This is a genomic window from Paenibacillus sp. FSL L8-0502 (assembly GCF_038593055.1).
GTDB classification, from domain to species: Bacteria; Bacillota; Bacilli; order Paenibacillales; family Paenibacillaceae; genus Paenibacillus; species Paenibacillus polymyxa_D.
Map to the genome: position 1 here is coordinate 5,597,250 of NZ_CP151958.1, position 18,468 is coordinate 5,615,717.

Annotated in this window: 18 protein-coding genes; 3 read left to right on the plus strand and 15 right to left on the minus strand. The window is 48.3% G+C overall.

Features of this window, described 5'->3' with window-relative positions:
• Nucleotides 1-84: 84 nt before the first annotated feature.
• A complete protein-coding gene (locus NSQ57_RS24505; RefSeq protein ID WP_069012260.1) occupies nt 85-1,821 on the plus strand; it encodes an ABC transporter substrate-binding protein in 1,737 nt (578 codons plus the stop codon).
• Between the two features lie 209 nt (nt 1,822-2,030).
• Here NSQ57_RS24505 and NSQ57_RS24510 read toward each other — a convergent pair whose 3' ends face one another.
• A complete protein-coding gene (locus NSQ57_RS24510; RefSeq protein WP_069012261.1) occupies nt 2,031-3,431 on the minus strand; it encodes a transcriptional regulator in 1,401 nt (466 codons plus the stop codon).
• A 213-nt stretch (nt 3,432-3,644) separates the two neighbouring features.
• Between NSQ57_RS24510 and NSQ57_RS24515 the strand changes: the two genes are divergently transcribed.
• Complete coding sequence (locus NSQ57_RS24515) at nt 3,645-3,890, plus strand: hypothetical protein (RefSeq protein WP_029518793.1); 246 nt, start codon at nt 3,645-3,647, stop codon at nt 3,888-3,890.
• Between the two features lie 42 nt (nt 3,891-3,932).
• On the opposite strand, the gene NSQ57_RS24520 is transcribed toward NSQ57_RS24515, so the two are convergent.
• Entirely contained in the window at nt 3,933-4,892 is a 960-nt protein-coding gene (locus NSQ57_RS24520) for a WYL domain-containing protein (RefSeq protein ID WP_342425436.1), read from the minus strand.
• Between the two features lie 112 nt (nt 4,893-5,004).
• Here NSQ57_RS24520 and NSQ57_RS24525 point away from each other — a divergent pair, with 112 nt between their 5' ends.
• Nucleotides 5,005-5,952, plus strand: coding sequence for a Gfo/Idh/MocA family oxidoreductase (locus tag NSQ57_RS24525; protein ID WP_342425437.1), 948 nt, complete (start codon nt 5,005-5,007; stop codon nt 5,950-5,952).
• A 42-nt stretch (nt 5,953-5,994) separates the two neighbouring features.
• Here NSQ57_RS24525 and NSQ57_RS24530 read toward each other — a convergent pair whose 3' ends face one another.
• The 13 genes from NSQ57_RS24530 to nikB (NSQ57_RS24590) form a co-directional block, all read right to left on the minus strand.
• Nucleotides 5,995-7,011, minus strand: coding sequence for an asparaginase (locus NSQ57_RS24530; protein WP_165145671.1), 1,017 nt, complete (start codon nt 7,009-7,011; stop codon nt 5,995-5,997).
• A gap of 233 nt (nt 7,012-7,244) precedes the next feature.
• A complete protein-coding gene (locus NSQ57_RS24535) occupies nt 7,245-8,012 on the minus strand; it encodes an amino acid ABC transporter ATP-binding protein (RefSeq protein ID WP_340886833.1) in 768 nt (255 codons plus the stop codon).
• 4 nt (nt 8,013-8,016) lie between these two features.
• Complete coding sequence (locus NSQ57_RS24540; RefSeq protein ID WP_013312615.1) at nt 8,017-8,733, minus strand: amino acid ABC transporter permease; 717 nt, start codon at nt 8,731-8,733, stop codon at nt 8,017-8,019.
• A 30-nt stretch (nt 8,734-8,763) separates the two neighbouring features.
• A complete protein-coding gene (locus NSQ57_RS24545; RefSeq protein ID WP_165145665.1) occupies nt 8,764-9,573 on the minus strand; it encodes a transporter substrate-binding domain-containing protein in 810 nt (269 codons plus the stop codon).
• Between the two features lie 142 nt (nt 9,574-9,715).
• Nucleotides 9,716-10,525 (minus strand): nickel import ATP-binding protein NikE, encoded by an 810-nt coding sequence (nikE, locus tag NSQ57_RS24550; protein WP_342425438.1) that lies wholly within the window; start codon nt 10,523-10,525, stop codon nt 9,716-9,718.
• A gap of 38 nt (nt 10,526-10,563) precedes the next feature.
• Nucleotides 10,564-11,388: an ABC transporter ATP-binding protein gene (locus NSQ57_RS24555; protein WP_342425439.1), complete on the minus strand. Its 825-nt coding sequence runs from the start codon at nt 11,386-11,388 to the stop codon at nt 10,564-10,566.
• Between the two features lie 20 nt (nt 11,389-11,408).
• On the minus strand, nt 11,409-12,239 hold the full coding sequence (gene nikC, locus NSQ57_RS24560) for a nickel ABC transporter permease subunit NikC (RefSeq protein WP_080658671.1): 831 nt from the start codon (nt 12,237-12,239) through the stop codon (nt 11,409-11,411).
• A complete protein-coding gene (gene nikB / locus NSQ57_RS24565) occupies nt 12,239-13,183 on the minus strand; it encodes a nickel ABC transporter permease subunit NikB (protein WP_340957414.1) in 945 nt (314 codons plus the stop codon). The genes nikC and nikB (NSQ57_RS24565) overlap by 1 nt, the downstream gene beginning before the upstream one ends.
• Before the next feature lie 46 nt (nt 13,184-13,229).
• Nucleotides 13,230-14,855, minus strand: a complete 1,626-nt coding sequence (nikA, locus tag NSQ57_RS24570) for a nickel ABC transporter substrate-binding protein (protein WP_318627746.1) — start codon at nt 14,853-14,855, stop codon at nt 13,230-13,232.
• A gap of 156 nt (nt 14,856-15,011) precedes the next feature.
• A complete protein-coding gene (locus tag NSQ57_RS24575) occupies nt 15,012-15,788 on the minus strand; it encodes a dipeptide/oligopeptide/nickel ABC transporter ATP-binding protein (protein ID WP_341071399.1) in 777 nt (258 codons plus the stop codon).
• A complete protein-coding gene (locus NSQ57_RS24580; protein WP_342425440.1) occupies nt 15,785-16,702 on the minus strand; it encodes an ATP-binding cassette domain-containing protein in 918 nt (305 codons plus the stop codon). The genes NSQ57_RS24575 and NSQ57_RS24580 overlap by 4 nt, the downstream gene beginning before the upstream one ends.
• Entirely contained in the window at nt 16,702-17,517 is an 816-nt protein-coding gene (locus NSQ57_RS24585) for an ABC transporter permease subunit (protein ID WP_340886842.1), read from the minus strand. Before NSQ57_RS24585 ends, NSQ57_RS24580 begins: the two co-directional genes overlap by 1 nt.
• 14 nt (nt 17,518-17,531) lie before the next feature.
• Nucleotides 17,532-18,461, minus strand: a complete 930-nt coding sequence (gene nikB, locus NSQ57_RS24590; protein ID WP_165145644.1) for a nickel ABC transporter permease — start codon at nt 18,459-18,461, stop codon at nt 17,532-17,534.
• Nucleotides 18,462-18,468 lie beyond the last annotated feature (7 nt).

The window sequence follows — 18,468 nt, forward strand, 5'->3', positions numbered from 1 at the left end:
GAGAAATTAATTCAAACAAAATTTCCTATTTTATAAAAGTGGCTACGCTTTTAATCAAATATAGGGGAACCGGAGCAACCTTGAATGAAACTCCATGCCCAATTTTTACGACTTCACTCACACGCAGCTGACGACAAGGACGAAAACCATACTATAGAGACGACGCTGGATGAGCTAGCAGCTATTTTTGACTGTACTCACCGCAACGCCTTGATGATCATTCAGAAAATGGAGCAGCATGACTGGATACAATGGACTCCCCGCCGAGGCAGAGGCCGCCGCTCCAGTCTGCGCTTCCTTATTCAGCCGGAAGACATTGCCGTGCAATCCATGATGCAAGCCATAGACCGCCATGATATCAAACGCGCGCTGGATGAGATCCGAGTTCATTCGCGCTCCTCCACCATGCAAGAGCATTTGCAAGGCTGGCTGCTAAATTATTTTGGGCACCACGCGGAGGTGCGCAGTGATCAGCAGCAGATCGACACGCTGCGTCTGCCTATTCGCCAGCAACTTTATACGCTGGACCCGTTGTACTTGAACTGGCTTGCCGAGTCCTTCGTATCCAGCCACGTCTTTGATGGCCTGGCCCGTCGGGCGAACGAAAGCGGCGAGATTTTGCCGGGATTGGCGCACGCTTGGGAGGTGGACACCACTCGTACACAGTGGACTTTTTTCCTGCGTAAAGAAGTGCTGTTTCATAACGGAAAAATACTCACCGCTGAAGACGTCGTCTATACCTTTGAGCGACTGAGTCGGGCCCCGGGAAGGAGACTTTACCATTTTATCGTCCGGCAAATTCAGCACGTCCAGGCGTTAAGTCCGACGATGGTACGTTTCGTACTAAAGGAGCCAAACGAGCTATTTCTATCCTTCCTGTGTACCAGCCGGGCTGCGATTGTGCCGCGTGAGCTTAATCAGGTGGGTGAAGCCGCCTTTGGCATCCACCCTGTCGGTACAGGGGCATTCAAAGTCACGGAAATGAACGAGAGCCTGTGTACACTGGAGGCTTTCGCACCTTATTTTCAAGGCCGAGCTCATCTGGACCGAGTGGAAATTGTCCAACTCCCGTGGGCGACTAAGCTGGAATCGCCGGATACGGAAGACACCGCTTCTTCTTTTCACATTATCCATAATCCCGTATCGGCGGGAGATACGGATACCGCATGGAGCCAGATTCACTCAGCGGCTTCGGTACGCAAATTTATCACATGTAATACACACAAGGATGGACCGCTGCGTAACCCAGAAATACGTGCCCGCATTGTAGCATGTCTGGATCATCGCTCCCTTCCTCCAGCAGTAAATTCATCTAACGATTCTTTTGAACCACTGGCGGCACTGCAAATTGCTACCATTCCCGAGTATAAAGCGGACGCAGACCGGGTTGCGGCTCAGCTCGAATCCTGTGGGTATACCTGTAACATCGTGGCCGCATCTATGAATGAATTCAAAAGCTCATCTATCCGTATGGAGTCAGACTTAATCATCTTTTCTCTCTTTCGTGACCGTGATGAGCAATTACGCCTGTTTGACTTGTATCTGAATGTATCCGGACATGTTGAGCCTCATAGCCGTGTGGATATCGAAAGACTGCTGCGTGAAATTGCACGGGAGGCCGATCACACTGTTAGGGCGCAGCAATTTGAACATATCGAAACTCGGCTCATGGATGAGCACCAGCTGCATATTTTATATGAAAAACCCGTTCAGACGGCCTATCTCCCTTCTGTGCGCGGCGTATCTTTTAACAGTCAGGGCTGGGTGGATCTGCGTCATGTCTGGTTTCCACCTGCTGTACCTCCATCATCCAAGCCTTGAGCCAAGCGGTCCATTCAAGCGCATCGGATGACCAAAAAAAGGTATCCTCTTTTCACAAGAGGATACCTTTTGGGTTACGACAATCCAGACCTTTTCAAGTAGATGGTTCAAGGGATGAAAGCGCCCATCCCCCCAACCCATGACTGTGGACATCGCTAGGATCTTCCATAGGAGGGGTAACGGGTGGAAAATTCAACAGGATAAAAACATTAAATGCGAGCAGAGAAAAAACGATCTTTTTTATCATGGATGTACTCTACCTCTCCAAGTAAGTTTTTATATTCCTCTTTGTCCTGAGAAGTGGCAGTATGCCGATACTTTTCAAATAATCCTACACATTTGATGGTGACAGGATTACCATTCAGCACGACGGAATAAGAAAGGCTCTCAAGCAAGAATTTCATACCTTTGGTATAACGGTGTTTGTTGAGATCATAACAAGCCATCTCTGCCAAAAATCGTGCATAGAGATCTGCTGACATTTGCTCCGTATAAGTGCCTACCTTAACATGCTGATCTGCAAATGCCTCAATTTGTTTTTCAAAACGTTGCAGTACATGGTCTACATTAAAATCATAACGGTTGGCCGCTACCATAATTTTATGTAACCCCACGAGAATTTCGCCTTCGTTTTTTTCCAAATAATCTACATACTGTGGAATCACATCCAGACTGCCGGACATCAACTGGTATAAATACCCGTTGGCCTCAGCCCAGTTGCTACAAAGGGCCTTCAAACGCCGAGCTTCTTCCGTATCCTCTTGCACCCAGCTCAAATCAGAGTATAGGGATACAAATTCCAGTGCCTTCTGATAATCCCCGCGCTCATCCCACACCCCGGCACGCAGCACGTAAGAATATACAATATACATAAACAAAGGACCCTTAGGTTCCTTGCCACGCTCCGGTCTTCTGGTATTTCCGTATTTTTGCTCGTATTGTACCTTGGCTTTTTGAGCCATTTTTTCAGCATACCATTCTACTTTATCCCAACGCCGCAAGGAGGCATAGGTATTAGCCAAGTCTCTTAAGGCATCCAGTTGGTCTGCTTCACCCAGTCGGTCCACAAAGCTTTCGAAATGTGTGGCTGCCCATAAATTTTCGTCCTGGTCATCACCAACGGCAATCGTAAATAAACGGTATTGGCAGAGCGCCAGACGCTCTGAATGTTGGTACTTCTCACTTTCCGAAACATTTTTATAAATAATTGCAGCAGCCTCGAGCTTACCTTCGCTGAATAATTCTTCTGCTGTCTCAAACAAAGCTGGGGCGTATATGAGATAGTCCATCATAAACTCCACGACTTGCTTAATACAATCCAGTTTGTTCAGCTCTGCACAGCGATGCAAAAAGGGACGAACCCGTCGCCAATTCGGTGCCGTATTCCGTATAAATTCATCAATGTATAACTCATAGAGGCTCCCTTCTTCAAGCCCCATGCCTGCACCAATCCTATCCAACAGCAGCATCGCAATCGGACGATTACCGTTAATAATGGCACTGATCGTTCCTGCATTAATACCTGTGTTCTCCCCAAACTTACTAATCGTAATTCCTTCTCGTCTGATGTACTGTTCCAGCTCTGCGCGAATTGTGGTTGTTTCCTTCAAACCAGGCACCCCCAGGGATTACTTGCATGATTACAATACAAAAAAAGAAAATTCCCGTGAATATTCCCTTAATTATACAAAAGAAAGCTCGCTTAGCCAACCGCTCCAGTAAATTTATATCAAAAAATTCAATAATTCTCCGAATTGCCGTATACTACGGGGAGGTGAGCCGAGCAGCTACACCCAATCGGTACGCAGGAAAGGATACGACAAATGGACAACACCCCTACAGCAGAACAAGAAATTGCACAATGGATGGTCGCGCAGATCCGTGAAGTGGGCACCCTGAAACAAGAAGATGCAATTGCATATGTACGCTCTAAGTATGGAGAGCAGTATGTGTTTATAAGCGAGCATGGTCATGTATCTCTGGAAAAAGACATCAAAAAAGCATTTCGCAAGCTTCATGGTGGCAGAATCGCCTGGGATCGTGACGGATTTCTCTGGGCCTGGACTTAACAAGCAAAAGCATCTGCCCTAGGCAGGTGCTTTTTTAATGATTTATCCATATATCCTCTGAAGTCGGTTAATTTCTTCCTTCACAAACTGTCGGAGTATTACAGGCTCCACAACTTCAACCCTGCCAATCCAATCCATAGCATCGCGGCAGGCCGCTTCATAACTATACATGTTGACCGTTAGAATGAAATGAGTGCCTTCCTGTACAGACTGGATGATTTCCATCCTTTTCGCTATGATTTCCGCTTGCTTCTTATTCGTTCGGATCAGAACGGGATAGTATTCTTTCTCTGCACAAAGCTGCTTAAACGCGGTTTCTTGTCTCATCCAATGATGCTCCAGCGAAAAATCCTCCGGAACCTCAAAGACTTCCGCAGACGGCTGAACCTCCTTGATTCGCTCACACTTAAAGGTCCGAACCTCCCGCCCAACTTCACAGAAGGCAATGAGGTACCAATCTCCTTTTTTCACCACAAGTCCGTAGGGATGCACATGACGGGAAGAACAGATTCCGTCAGCTTTTTCATATTGAATGTTTATTTTATGGGCCCCCCACACCGCAGCTCTTACGGACTCAAGACAAGGAATGGCTATACGTTCCGTCCACCACGGCGTATCATCAAAATAAAACCGCGCTTTGGCTTTCTTAATATCGGACTGATACGAGTCTGGCATCGTCTGTTCCAGTTTGAGCAGAGCATTCTTTAACTTCAAACCCGATTCCGTGGGCCCGCCTGTATAAATGCCCATCCCTGTTAAATACAACTGAATGACATCCCCGCCATTCAACTGTTTCAGGTTCGCCGTATAACCCTCCATTAAATAAATTCCGCCCTTCGGGCCGGAAGCGGTAACAATCGGAACGCCGGCTTCAGCCAGGAGGTCGATATCCCTGTAGATGGAGCGTACAGAGGTTTCCAGTGCCAACGCCAATTCCTTGGCTTTCATTCTCCCTCTAGATTCGATACATAATAAAATCGCGATTAAACGATGCAGTCTCACAATCATTCCTCCACAATAGATGGTTAACCCGAATTGAAAAGATAATGCAAAGATTGTTGACACCCTGTTGGCAGTAATAGGTGTGTATCATAGAAGTAAAGAGGTGTGATGGATGATGAATATTGGAATATTGGGGACGGGATTCGGCGCGTATCATGCCTCACTGTTAAACAACCATCCCAAGGTAAACAGAATCATGGTATTTGGAAGGAACGAAGCCAAGCTGCAAAAGCTGAAAGAGGAGCTAAACGTAGAAGTCACACAAAATATAGAGGATATTCTGCTGGATCCAGACGTGGATATCGTCGATCTATGCCTGCCTTCCCACCTGCATAGGTCATATGCGGTGGACGCGCTGAAGCACGGTAAGCATGTATTTTGTGAAACACCCGTTTGCTTTGATCTCGAAGACGCTCTTCTTATGCAACAAGCTGAGAAGCAATATGACAAAAAGATTCTGGTCAACCAGTTCATTAAGTTTGACCCTGCCTATACCTATCTGTATGAAGCATACCGCCAACAGAAATACGGGAAGCTCATTTCCTTATCTTTGAAAAGAGAAACGTCTCCTCTGTGGGGGGATCTTGGACTAAGCTCCATCCCTGCTCAGTTCATGATTCATGAACTGGATTTATTGACCTGGCTATTAGGCCCCTGTGATCCTTGTACAGTCTGGGGTACAGAAGTTACTCATCCTGAACAAGCACAGATTCGGGCTTACTTTCAGCATCGGGATACATTCACAGAAGTCATGGCCTCATCCCACTTGCCGGGAAGCTACCCATTCACAGTGGCCTATGAGGCATATTTTGAAGAGGCCAAGCTGGTATTTCATGAAAGCGACGAAAACGATCTTATACCTACCGCATTATATGAATATACCGCATCAGGACAGCAAAAAATCAACCTCGAATCTGCCAATCCATACGAAAAAAGTTTGGACCATGCACTTGAATGCTTTGGTGGACATCCGGAAAGCCTGATTCCACTGGAGTCAGCTGTACAAGCGCTGAAAGTGGCTATTGAGATTAAAAGCAGACTGGGGCAAGCCCAGCGTTAACCCGGTATTTTTGCAAAATCCTCATCTACGGAAATCAGCTTCCTATAAGGAAGCTGTATCCGCAGGCAAGGAAACTTCGTCCGCGTAGTTCGTTGCCATAATCTTGGCTACCCCTGCCGGGTCGTCCGTCTGCCCCAACGCCCACATCATTTTCGTCACCAGCGCTTCCGTTGTCATGTCATACCCCGGAATAACACCCTTCTCCAGTACCTTTTGCCCCACTTCGTAAATCGTCAAATCCCCGCCCTCATAAGGACATTGAGTAGTCACGACAATACTCATACCGTCCTTCATCAGCTCCTCTATTTTGCTGATCAGGCTTCTTTCTTTAAAAGGAACGCCGCCCATACCAAAGCCCTCAATGACGATACCTTTATAGCCCAAGCCCTGAATGGCATCGAAGATCGCCGGATTCGTACCCGGAATCAGCCTGAGCAGAAATACCTCCGAAGCATACCCGTCGTTGTATGGGTGACGAGCGGTACCGCGATTTGCAAATACGCCCTCCGTATAGATCACCTTACCGTTCTCCACGAGTCCGATATACGGATAGTTAATACTCTCAAAAGCATTATAGCTGCGTGTTCTGATTTTTGAACTGCGGCTACCGTTGATAATTTTGCCGTTAAACACGACAAAAACCCCGGCCACCTCGCCACATGCGGTCAGGAATGAGTCGATTACATTCTTTTTGGAATCGCTGTGCTCCGCCAAAATAGAAACCTGCGAACCTGTCACGACGACGGGTTTGTCTACAGTTCCCAACATGAAGCTCAAGGCTGATGCTGTATAAGCCATCGTGTCCGTGCCGTGTGCAATGACAATACCGTCGTATTGATCGAGCGAACGATGTACCATCCGGGCGATGGAAGCCCAATCCTCAGGTTGTGTATTTGTGCTATCAATGCTCATCAGATTATGGGCATCAATCTCGCAAATCTCCTTCAGTTCCGGAATTTCCGCCAAAATATTTTCAGCCGATTGGGTCGGTGTCAGGCCGTTTTCCTGATAGGAGGAAGAAATGGTCCCTCCGGTATTAATGAACAAAACCTTTTTCATATCCAATGTTCCTTCCCGATTACATCTTCACTGTATTGTTCTTAGAATTTATCATGAATAAGTGTGATAAGCTACTTTGCAATGGAAAAGAATTGGAGATATGAGGGGCCAAAAAAGCACGACAAACAAGCGCGGGCTTTCCTTCCTCCTGCGACTTGTCTAACGTGCTTTTTACATAGGTGCAATAAGTCTACAGCGCCGCTGCACATACCTATAAGCCATCCACGTACTTCTTATGGGGATACAGGCTGCTCCTGTGGCACTCTCTGTACCAACGCTTTGCCCAGAAACTGCCGTGTCCGTTCTTCCTTCGGATTGGTGAAAAACTGCTCCACGGGTCCCTGCTCCACGATCACGCCATGCTCCATCAGCACAACCCGATCCGCTACATCTCTCGCAAAACCAAGCTCATGCGTGACAATAATCATCGTATTGCCTTCACTCGCCACCTTTTGAATCACGGACAGCACTTCATCTACCAGTTCAGGATCAAGTGAAGATGTCGGTTCATCGAACAACAACACCTGCGGATTTAGTGCCAAAGCACGGGCAATCGCAACTCGCTGCTGCTGTCCACCCGAAAGCTGGGCAGGATAATAAGTCATACGATCCTTTAACCCGACCTTTTCCAGAATGCCTTCACTGATCTCCCTCGCCTGCTTACGATCCAGCTTTTTCACACTGGTCAGACCAATCATCACATTGTGGAGTGCATTCAAATTTTTAAACAACTGATATTGCTGAAATACCATGGCCGTTGCCATCCGTAGTCCGAGAATGTCCTTTTTTCCCGCCTTGGCCGCGTCTACCTTTACACCGTCAATTTCAATGACACCACTGGTCGGCTGTTCCAAAAAATTAATGCTGCGCAGCAGCGTGGACTTCCCCGATCCGCTTGGGCCCAGGATCACCACGACTTCTCCCTTGCCCACCGTCAGGTCTATGCCCTTCAACACGTGATGCTGTCCAAAATACTTATGAATTTGATGAAGTTGAATCATACCCTTACTCACTTCTTTCGTAAATTCGAATACGCTTCTCCAGCACGACAAGTCCGCGCTCAATAATAATGCACACCAACCAGTAAATCAGAGACACCGCAACATACACCTCAAAAAAAGCCAGCGCCCGCGCGCCCATAATTTTAGCCTGTCCCATCATATCGACGACACCAATCATAAAAATAAAAGACGTATCCTTCACTGTACTGATCAGCGTGTTTCCCAAATTGGGCAAAGCCACCGTCAACGCCTGCGGCAGTACAATTTTGAGCATAATTTGTGTTTGGCTCATGCCGATGGAATTAGCAGCCTCAAATTGTCCCCGATCGACCGAATGAATCGCCGCCCTAAATGTCTCCGACAGGTATCCCCCGAGATTCAATGAAAATGAGAGCAACGCAAACAGCTCGGGCGGAATGACATAGACATTGAACTGCTGTAAGAATCCATATTCGCTCTGGAAATAATACAGAAACTTGGGTATTCCGTAATATACGAGAAACAGCTGCACAATGAGCGGTGTTCCCCGAATGTACGAGACATACAACGTAGACAATGGCGCCAAGACAGGCACCTTGTATATCCGGATTAAAGCCGTAGCTAACCCGATGATCCCACCCAGCAGCATGGACACAAACGCAATCCATAAGGTCACGGGGAGATACTCGACGATCTGGGGAAGGCTTTTCAACATATAATCAAGATCAAACAGCTTTTCCATAGGAACCCCACTTTACCCTTTACATTGTTATTACTGAGGAATAAATTCTCCACCTGTCCACTGTTCAGACAATTTTTTCAGTGTTCCGTCCGTTTTCAGCTCTTTAATGATCGGGTCGATTTTAGCTTTCAGCTCTTCGCCCTGCTTATCCTTTTTAAACACCAGGTTGATGTTATCACTTTGCACCGGCTCGCCCACAGCTTCCACCTGCAAACCTTCCTTCTTGATCGTTGCCGCCGCCATAACCGGATCATTCACATAAGCGTCCACTCGGCCATTTTGCACGTCTTGAAGGTTATCGGACGAAGTGCCTGTATCATTGTATTTTAAAATAATTTTATTCCCGTTCTTCGCATTATACTGTTCCAGCAACTGTGTGTAGGAGTCGCCTACCGAGGCTGCTACCTTCTTGCCTTCCAAATCCTTGAGGGAATGAATATCCGTTCTGCCCTTTTTCACAATAATAACAGACTGAGCCGAGAAATAGGACTCATCCGAGAACAAATACTTCTTCTCACGTTCAGGATTTTTGGCAACTTCATCTGCAATCATCTGAACTTTATTCGAATCCAGGGCAAGGAATATCGCATCCCAACCCGAAGGTACAAATTCAATCTTATACCCGTCCAGCTTCTTGTCGATCTCCTTGACTACTTCCACATCGTATCCGGTCAGCTCATTTTTATCATTCGTAAAGGCAAACGGTGGGTAGTCATTTTGTGTGCCGACATAGATGACCTTATCCCCCGATGCCGCATCCTTCGAGGAACATCCACTCAAGGCACCCGTTAATAACACAAGAGATAGGCCAATCGCTGCTACCAAAGCAGATTTCTTCATATTATGACATCCCCTTTTTAATATCCAAGTAATTTACTATGATTTTATATTATAACGGGTTATTCAAATAATACAACAAGTAAATTTCATATTGATTATTTAGCTATATGTTGCACAAAAAAAGACCCTTGCGGGTCCACTGTTATCCATGAAGCGGAAAACGCTCTGCTGGATGCTCTGGCAAAATGGACGAGATCAACCGCCGTACAGCAGGATGAGCAGATTCAAAAATCTGATCCTTCTCATCACAGCGCTCGATCAATCTCCCGTGCTCCATCACAGCAATGCCATCGCAGACGGCGTATGCCGCCCGAATATCATGCGTGATGAACAGATATGACAATCCAAACGAAGATTTCAGTTCTCCCAGCAGGGATAAAATGTGCATCTGGTGAACCATATCCAGACTGCTGACGGACTCATCCAGCACGATCAGCTTTGGTTTAAGCGCAATCGCCCGTGCAATGTTGATCCGCTGCAATTGTCCGCCACTGAACTGATGCGGATATTTAATCCGATCCTCTGGCTTGAGGCCAACCCGTTCCAGCAGGCTTTCGACTGTTCTTTTTTGTTCCTGCGCCGATAACCGTTCGTAATTGTCCAAAGGCTCCCCAATAATCTGCCCAGCGGTCATTCGGGGGTTTACAGCAGAGTGGCAGTCCTGAAATACGACTTGCATATCCCGTCGCAGTCCCCTGAGGACCTGGGGACTCGCATTATAAATGTCCTGTCCCTGGAACAGAACCTGACCCTCCTGCGGCTTCTCCAGCCCTAGAATAATCTTGCCCAGCGTGCTTTTACCAGCTCCACTGGTTCCAAGTAAGCCCAGGCAAAATCCACTCTCTATAGTAAGCGAAACGTTAGCCAACACAGGGGGACGTGGTTCAGAGCGGCCCAGCCATTTGCGCCTTCCATAGCTATGGGTTACTTCCTTCACTTGTAGCATGCGCATTCGCTCCCCTTTTGAAAGTGTGACCGTCGAACAGGCGACTAACCACCTACCTGATTTATGCCCCGAAGAGACAACTTGGGTCTGACATGCAGCAGCATTTTCGTATATTCATCCTGCGGGTGATTGAACAACTGATGGACCTCAGCCTGCTCAACAATACGACCCTGCTGCATGACAGCCACTTCATCCGCCAATTGGGAAATGACGCCCAGATCATGCGAGATCAGCAAAATGGACGTATTGTATTCCGTACGCAAGCGATCCAGCTCTCTTAGCACCTGTAGCTGATTGACCACATCAAGCGCCGTCGTCGGTTCATCGGCAATAACCACTGCTGGCCGCAGACACATGGAGATGGCGATCATGACCCGTTGCAGCATCCCGCCACTCAACTGAAACGAATAACGCTTCATCAGCTTGGCTGGATCGGGTAAATTCATATTTTCCAGAGCTGTTATGGCAAGTTCATGGGCCTGTCGTTTGGTTAATCCGGTGTGCGTGCGAACCGTTTCCATAAACTGAGCTCCGATCGTATACACTGGCGTAAAGGCACTCATCGGGTTTTGCATAATAAATGCGATTTCCTTGCCCCGAATACGCCGCATCTCACCGGCCGCCATTTCGTTCAGCTCGCGCCCATTCAGACGGACACTTCCTTCTATATCCATCGTCTGGCGATCCAACAGTTGGAGCAACGCTTTACAAGTCACCGTTTTGCCGCTTCCACTCTCGCCGACAAGACCCAGAACTTGTCCCCTTCTCAGCTCAAAATGAATTGGCTCCAGCAGAGACACCGCTCCTGCATCGGTTCTGAGCTTCACCTGTAAGTCGCTGACCTCCAGCACCTTCGCCCTGTCGTCCATCGTTGTAACTCACTCCTGTTTTACTGACGTTTGGCAATTCCGTATCGGTCGGACAGCGCCTCCCCCAATATATTGAAGGCCATCACCACCACCAGAATCATAACCCCCGGATAGATCATTAATTCCGGATGGCTGCGGATGTATCCCGTTCCCTCATGAATCATCGCTCCCCATTCGGGAGTCGGCGGTTGGATGCCCAAACCGAGGAACGACAACGCGGAAATATCCATGATCGCCCAGCCCATTTCCAGCGTACCAATGACCACAATCGGCCGCAGCACATTCGGAATAATATGCCGCCGGATAATGGCTCCTGAGGAGGACCCGCTGATCCTTGCGGCAGCTATAAAATTCCGTTCTTTCAGACTGACGACCATATTGCGGCACATTCTGGCATAATACACCCACTGCACCATCATTAATGCAAGCAGCACCTGCATGAGGCCCGGTCCAAAAATACCGACAATGCCCAGCACAAGCACCAAATTCGGAAACGCCATAATACCTTCACAAAACCGCATCAGCACACTATCGACCCAGCCGCCCACATAACCCGCAAGCGACCCGACCACAACGCCGATGCTAAGCGAGGACAGGAAAATTAAGGTTGCAAATCCTAGCGAAATCCGTGCGCCATACAGCAACCGGGATAAATTGCACCGACCCAAATGATCAGTTCCCAACCAGTACTCTTTGGAAGGTCCCTCCAGCTTGTGCAGTAAACTGACTTTAACCGGATCATGGGGAGCCAGCCAAGGAGCTAGCGCCATAATAATAAAAAGAGCAGCCAGTACGACAGAGCAGACCACGATTACCTTTTGACCTTTGAACATTGTACGCAATCTTATCATCACTGCTCTGCTCGTCCCTTCGATGAAATTCGGGGGTCCATATACAAATGCACCAGATCAACGAGCAAATTGCATACGATGAACAGGCATGCCGCCAAAAACACATAGCATTGTATGACGGGAATATCCCGGTTAAAAATCGCCTCCACAAAATAACGGCCAAACCCGGGCCATGAAAACACCTGCTCCACAATAATCGTTCCGGTCAAAAGTTTGCCCAGGTTCATACCCATACTTGTAATCAGTGGAGCAATGGCAATTTTCAGTACATGCTTGAGCATGATCACCCGCTCACGGAGTCCTCTAGTTCTGGCATACTGCACATACGTTTCCTGCAGCTGCTCCAACACACTGGAACGCAGCAGGCGCGTATATAAAGCAATCAGAACCAGCGACAGGGTTAACGTGGGCAGCACCAGATGCTGCCACGTTCCTCGCCCCTCTACAGGGAGCCAATCCAATCGGACAGAGAAAAAGAAGATTAACAAATATCCCAGCCAGAACTGGGGAATAGACGCCCCAAAATATGAAATTCCTCGACTAAGCATGTCGATCCAGCCATTTTTACGCATCGCCGCTAGCACGCCCAACGGGATACTCACTAGAATAGATAGCACCATACTGCTCACAGCCAATTCAAAAGTGGCGGGCAGCCGAACTTTGACCTCATCCCATACCGGCTTGTTGGTCAGATACGAAGTACCAAAGTCCAATTGACTGATTCTTTGAAGTGTATGCATATACTGCGTCAGCAAAGGCTCATCCAGCCCGAACTCATGTCTTTTCTGCTCCAGAATCTCTGGAGTAGGATAAATATGAGCAGCCGTCAAATAGGCCTCGGCCGGATCAACTGGTGAAATATGAATCAGTGCAAAGGTAACGAGGGTGGCAAAGAGAACAATAGGAATGACCGCTACCATTCGCTTCCCGATATAGCTGATCATGAGTTGTCCTCCTATCCTGTAAACGAACGTTACCCTTCGTTTTTAACTACTTCCCGATTTCAAGCCCACCAAACGGATTTTCATCCCGGTTGGCCGGGAATACAAAGTTCGTAATCTTTTTCTGATACACTGCCGTTTTCTTAATATACGAAATAGGCACAATGGCAGATTGCTCCTGAAGCGTCTTCAGAATCGAAGCATACAGCTCTTGGCGCTTGGTTTCATCTGTCGATGAGAGCGCCTCGTGTACTTGCTGATCCAGATCTTTCTTCATCGGAAGGGCGCTCAGCGTCTCGGAAATTCCGAAGCTCTTCTTGGCAATGACGTTAATAAAGGAATGCGGATCATAAGGCGCACCATAGTTATACCAGAAGTACAGATCAAACTGGTTGGATCTAAGGCGCTTAATTTGAACCGTCAGCTCCAGTCCGGTCAGGTTCACTTTGACACCCAGTTCTCCCCATTCGGCCTGAATGGTTTCAGCCATCGCCTTTTGGATTGGATCGGTTTTATCAAAAATCAGCTCAAAATCCAGCTGTTGTCCGTCTTTTTCCCGTACTGTACCGCCTGCGGGCAGCTTCCAGCCAGCCTCATCCAGCAACGCTTTGGATTTTTCCACATCATAGCCAACAGGCTGTAGGTTTACATTCGTATACGGATAGTTTTTGGATAAAACCGTATCCGCTTTTTCCTCCAGCCCTGAAGTCACACCTTCCACCATTGCCTGCTTGTTAAAGCCATGCTGGAGGGCCAGACGTACCCGAAGGTCTGCCAGCTTGGGATTGGACGAGTTGAGCAACAGACTTCTTGTTCCGACAGGCTCGGACAGCGTGGTAACATACTGATTCGTGTCGCGAAGCTGTTTGAAGGCATCCAGACTAATGACACCCTCTCCATAAATCAGATCCAGGTCGCCTTTTTCAAAGGCCATCACACGGGTTTCGCCATCGGGAATGATTTTTACCGTAATTTTATCCACCTTCGGTGCAGTACCCCAATAGTTCGGATTACGCTTAAAGGTTGCATACTCATCTTGCTTGTATTCATCCAGCATCCAAGGTCCTGTACCTACAGGTTTCTTGATTCCTTTGGACGTATCTCCATCATCCGGGAACCCAGCTTCACCCAGAAAACGGAACGGACGAACGACAGACAAATCCTGAAGCACTGGGTAGTATGGCTCTTTGAGCATCATTCGGAAAGTGCTGTCATCTACAGCTTCAGTTTTGTCGAGAACGCCTACTATACCAAGCCAGCTGTGTGTTTTCTCATTTTTCATGATAGCGTCAAAATTCTTTTTGACAATAGCCGCATTAAATAGTGTCCCATCCGAAAATTTTACACCTTTGCGCAGCTTAAACGTATATGTCTTACCGTCCTTGGAAATAGTCCAGGATTCAGCCAAAGCAGGTTCCAGCTTGCCTCCTTGCTTGTAGCTGACTAACGGCTCATAAACCATGGATTGTGCAAAAAGTTGGGAAGGATTGTATACATGAGGATTCATCGTGCCAATGTCACGCGGCCACGATAGCGTGATCGACTTTTCATTGGCAGCTCCGTCAGTAGAGGTGGATGCAGGTGTGTTCTCCTGCTTTGCGCAGCCCAAAACAACGGATAATAAGAGGAGCGCCACCAACATAAGGGTAGCAGTCTTGCGGTGTCGAACGGACATCAATGTATTTCCCCTTTTCTATATATGTGATAATGATTATCATAATCATATTTAGAATAGGTATCACGCTCAATTTTGTCAACACTATTCGACAAGCAACCCTCTTATTTCTTTTGAATTTGTAGAATGAGGATTTTGAAATCCTAAACTTATGGCTTAATTCGCCAACGTTTGAAATAGAGTACGCGTGTACTCATGCTGTAACAATTCTTCATCCCATTCCTTAAATATTTCCACAATCTCCCCCTGAACCATGACGGCAACGCGGTCACAAAACTGACGAGTAGATGGGAGATCGTGAGTGATAAATAGGTAGGACAACTGACGTTCCACCTGCATTCTCTTGAGCATGTCCAATACAGAAGACTGCGTTGTCGTATCCAGATTGGCGATCGATTCATCGAACAAGATAATATTTGGCTCCACCGCCAAAGCTCGGGCAATACATACCCGCTGCTTTTGTCCGCCACTCAGCTGAGCTGGGTATTTTTCCAGACTGTCAGCCTCTAATCCTACCGATTCCAATAGAGACAGACAAATATCCAGCGCCTGCGCTTTTCGCTCAGGGAAATAGTTGTGGATTGGCTCCATTAAAATATCTCGAATGGTCATACGGGGATGCAGCGAGGAGGACGAATCCTGTGCAACCAACTGGATTCGCTTGTACAGCTGAACATCCTTCATCTTTCCGGTGTGAATGGGCTGTTCATCCAGCCAAATCTCTCCTGAGGTCAACGACTCCAGCCCCAGAATACATTGTGCCAGCGTGCTTTTGCCACTTCCACTTTCTCCAACCAGTCCAAGACATTCTCCTTGTCGTATCTCCAGACTCACCTTCTTCACGGCCTGTTCGCTATCTTGCGTGCTGAACCAACCTTTTCTCCGTTTGCGGACAGGGTATGCTTTGGTCACATTCTTCAATTCCAGCATCACTGGTGCATCCTTCCTTCCGGGCTCATCTCCAACACTCGATCTGCTATGCGACTCATACCCTGGCGATCATGTGAGATCAACAATATGGTGAGATCAAAGTCTTCTCTCAACTGTTGCAGCAATGCCAAGACCTTATCGCGGTTGATCACATCCAGCGCCGTAGTCGGCTCGTCGGCAATAAAGAGGCTCGGACCGGAGCTTAGCATGGCAGCCAGCAGCACCCTTTGACACATGCCTCCGCTTAGTTCAAAAGGATACGACGACAAAATATGCTCAGGATCTTCAAACCCTACCTTGCAGAGCAGAGAGCGCAAATAGGCCTCCCGCACTGGATTAGCGCCTCCTCTGGCTATCTCCGAGACACGGCTCAGCATCTGCCGTATCCGTGGCAGCACGCCCAGTGGGTGGACTTGCTGCGGTGCATTGTGGGATAATGCAGCACCAGCGTGCTCCGGCTCCATCTGGTCATGCGGCATCCAACGCCGCCCGTGCAGTCTAAGCGTATCCATCAGCTGGGCGCGGACAGTCCGGATTGGGTTTAACCCGCTCAGCGATTGTTGAATGAGCAGGGCAATATCCTCTCGTCGCAGCCTTTGCCAGCGCCGTTCCTGGAACGGGAGAATGTCTTCCCCGTTATAGTAGATACGCCCATGCGTAACACCGATACCTGGCTCCAGCATGCCTGCGATTGCGTGTGCGGTCAGGCTCTTGCCGCATCCGCTCGGTCCGGTCAGGGCCACAATCTCCCCTGAATATATGGAAAAGCTCACATCACGCAGCAGTGGTTTGCTCCCACTTCTGCTTGCTCCTACGCCTGTGCGGCAGATTTCCAAATGTTCCACGTGTAACAACGGTTTTCGACCTGCCACTTGTTCTATCGTATCCTTGCCCCCAAGGGCTGTTTGATCCTCCACTATTTGGCCGCCTCCTTTTCCGAAAAGCGGTCGCCCAAAAGCTGGCAGGCAAGTACGAATAGCATAATCGCCAAGCCTGGGAAAATCATGACATGCGGAGCCACCTGAAAATATGAGGTGGCATCATGCAGCATCACGCCCCACTCTGGCTTGGGCGGCTGTACCCCCAGTCCAAGAAAGGACAGCCCAGCGATCATCAGCACCACGCGTCCGATATCCCATACCGCATAAACCAACAATTGCGGCAACGCTTGTGGCAATACATAACGGCTCAGTATACGTACGTGTGAATTGCCGGATAAACGGGCATACCGAACGTAGTCCTCCTGACAAGCTTTTTGAACCAGACTACGGATATATCGGACATAGCCCGCCCACCGTACCGCAATAATCGCAAGGGTCATGTTAACAAAACCCGGACCCAAAATACCGACAATTGCCACTGTTAAAATAATATCAGGAAAAGCCAGTACCCCGTCGATTCCTCGCATAACCAGCTGGTCCACGCGTCCGCGCACATAACCAATAAGCAACCCTATAGGCAGACTGAAGCACAACGTAGCTACAGTAATCGCACATGCGATTAGCACGCTCATCCGAATCCCGTAAATTAGCCGTGATAGCACATCCCGGCCCAGATGATCCGTACCGAAAGGATATTTCCGGCTGGGTGGTGCCAGACGGTTCAAAAGGTCCACTTGGAGAGGATCATGAGGAGCGACCCATGGAGCCAATAACCCAAGCAGCACGATCAGACCAAACAGTACGCCTCCTGCCAGCAAGCTCCCTTGAAAGGAAAGCCGTATCTTTTTCATTTTCAGCTTCCTCCTTAACGCAAACGTAGCCTCGGATCTATCGCCGTCTGGACCACATCCACCAAACACTGAACTCCTACAATTAAAAATACGGCGAAAATAACATACCCCTGAATCACCGGATAATCTCGCTGTGTAATCGCATCTATAAAATACTTGCCCAACCCCGGCCATGAAAAAATGGTCTCTACAATCACATTACCTGCCAGCATAAATGATAGATTGGTACCTAGCAGTGTAATTATAGGCAGAACCGCATGCCTAAATATCTCAAAAAACAGGATATGCAAACGTGAAAAGCCTCGAGCCTTCGCTGCTTTCACAAAATTCCGGTCACCCAGCTCCAGCATTTGAGCGCGCAGTACGCGTGCTTGCACAGCTCCCAAACCTGCGCCAAGAGTCAGCGCTGGGAGCACTAGATGTGTCCAGTCCTCCCTTCCCATGGATGGGAGCCAGCCCAAGCGAACGGAGAATAGATAGATCAACAGAAAACCAAACCAAAAAGAGGGGATCGACGATCCCAGCAGGGCGAACAGCCTGCCCAGACGATCCAGTGGGCCGCTGATTTTTAGCGAGGCAGCTAGCCCCAGCCCCAGCGTAAGCACCGTCATGACGGCGAAGCCCGCAGCAGCTAGCTCCACAGTAGCAGGAAGTCTGTTCCACAGTTCGGCTAGCACCGACTCCTTGGATACATACGAAGTGCCCCAATGCCCTGTGAACACATCCCGCAGCCAGTTCACATATTGAATATGAAGCGGTTCGTTTAAGCCCAGTTCCTTTCGTAGCGTCGTCAACGCCTCCTCAGAGGCAGGGATATTATGCGCGGTGAGCAAAATGGTAGCAGGGTCTCCAGGGGCCAGCCGCATCAGTACAAAAGTCAGCGTGGACACCACGAATACAATGATAAGCAGCTGCGCCACACGTTCCAGTATAAAACGAATCATAGGATAC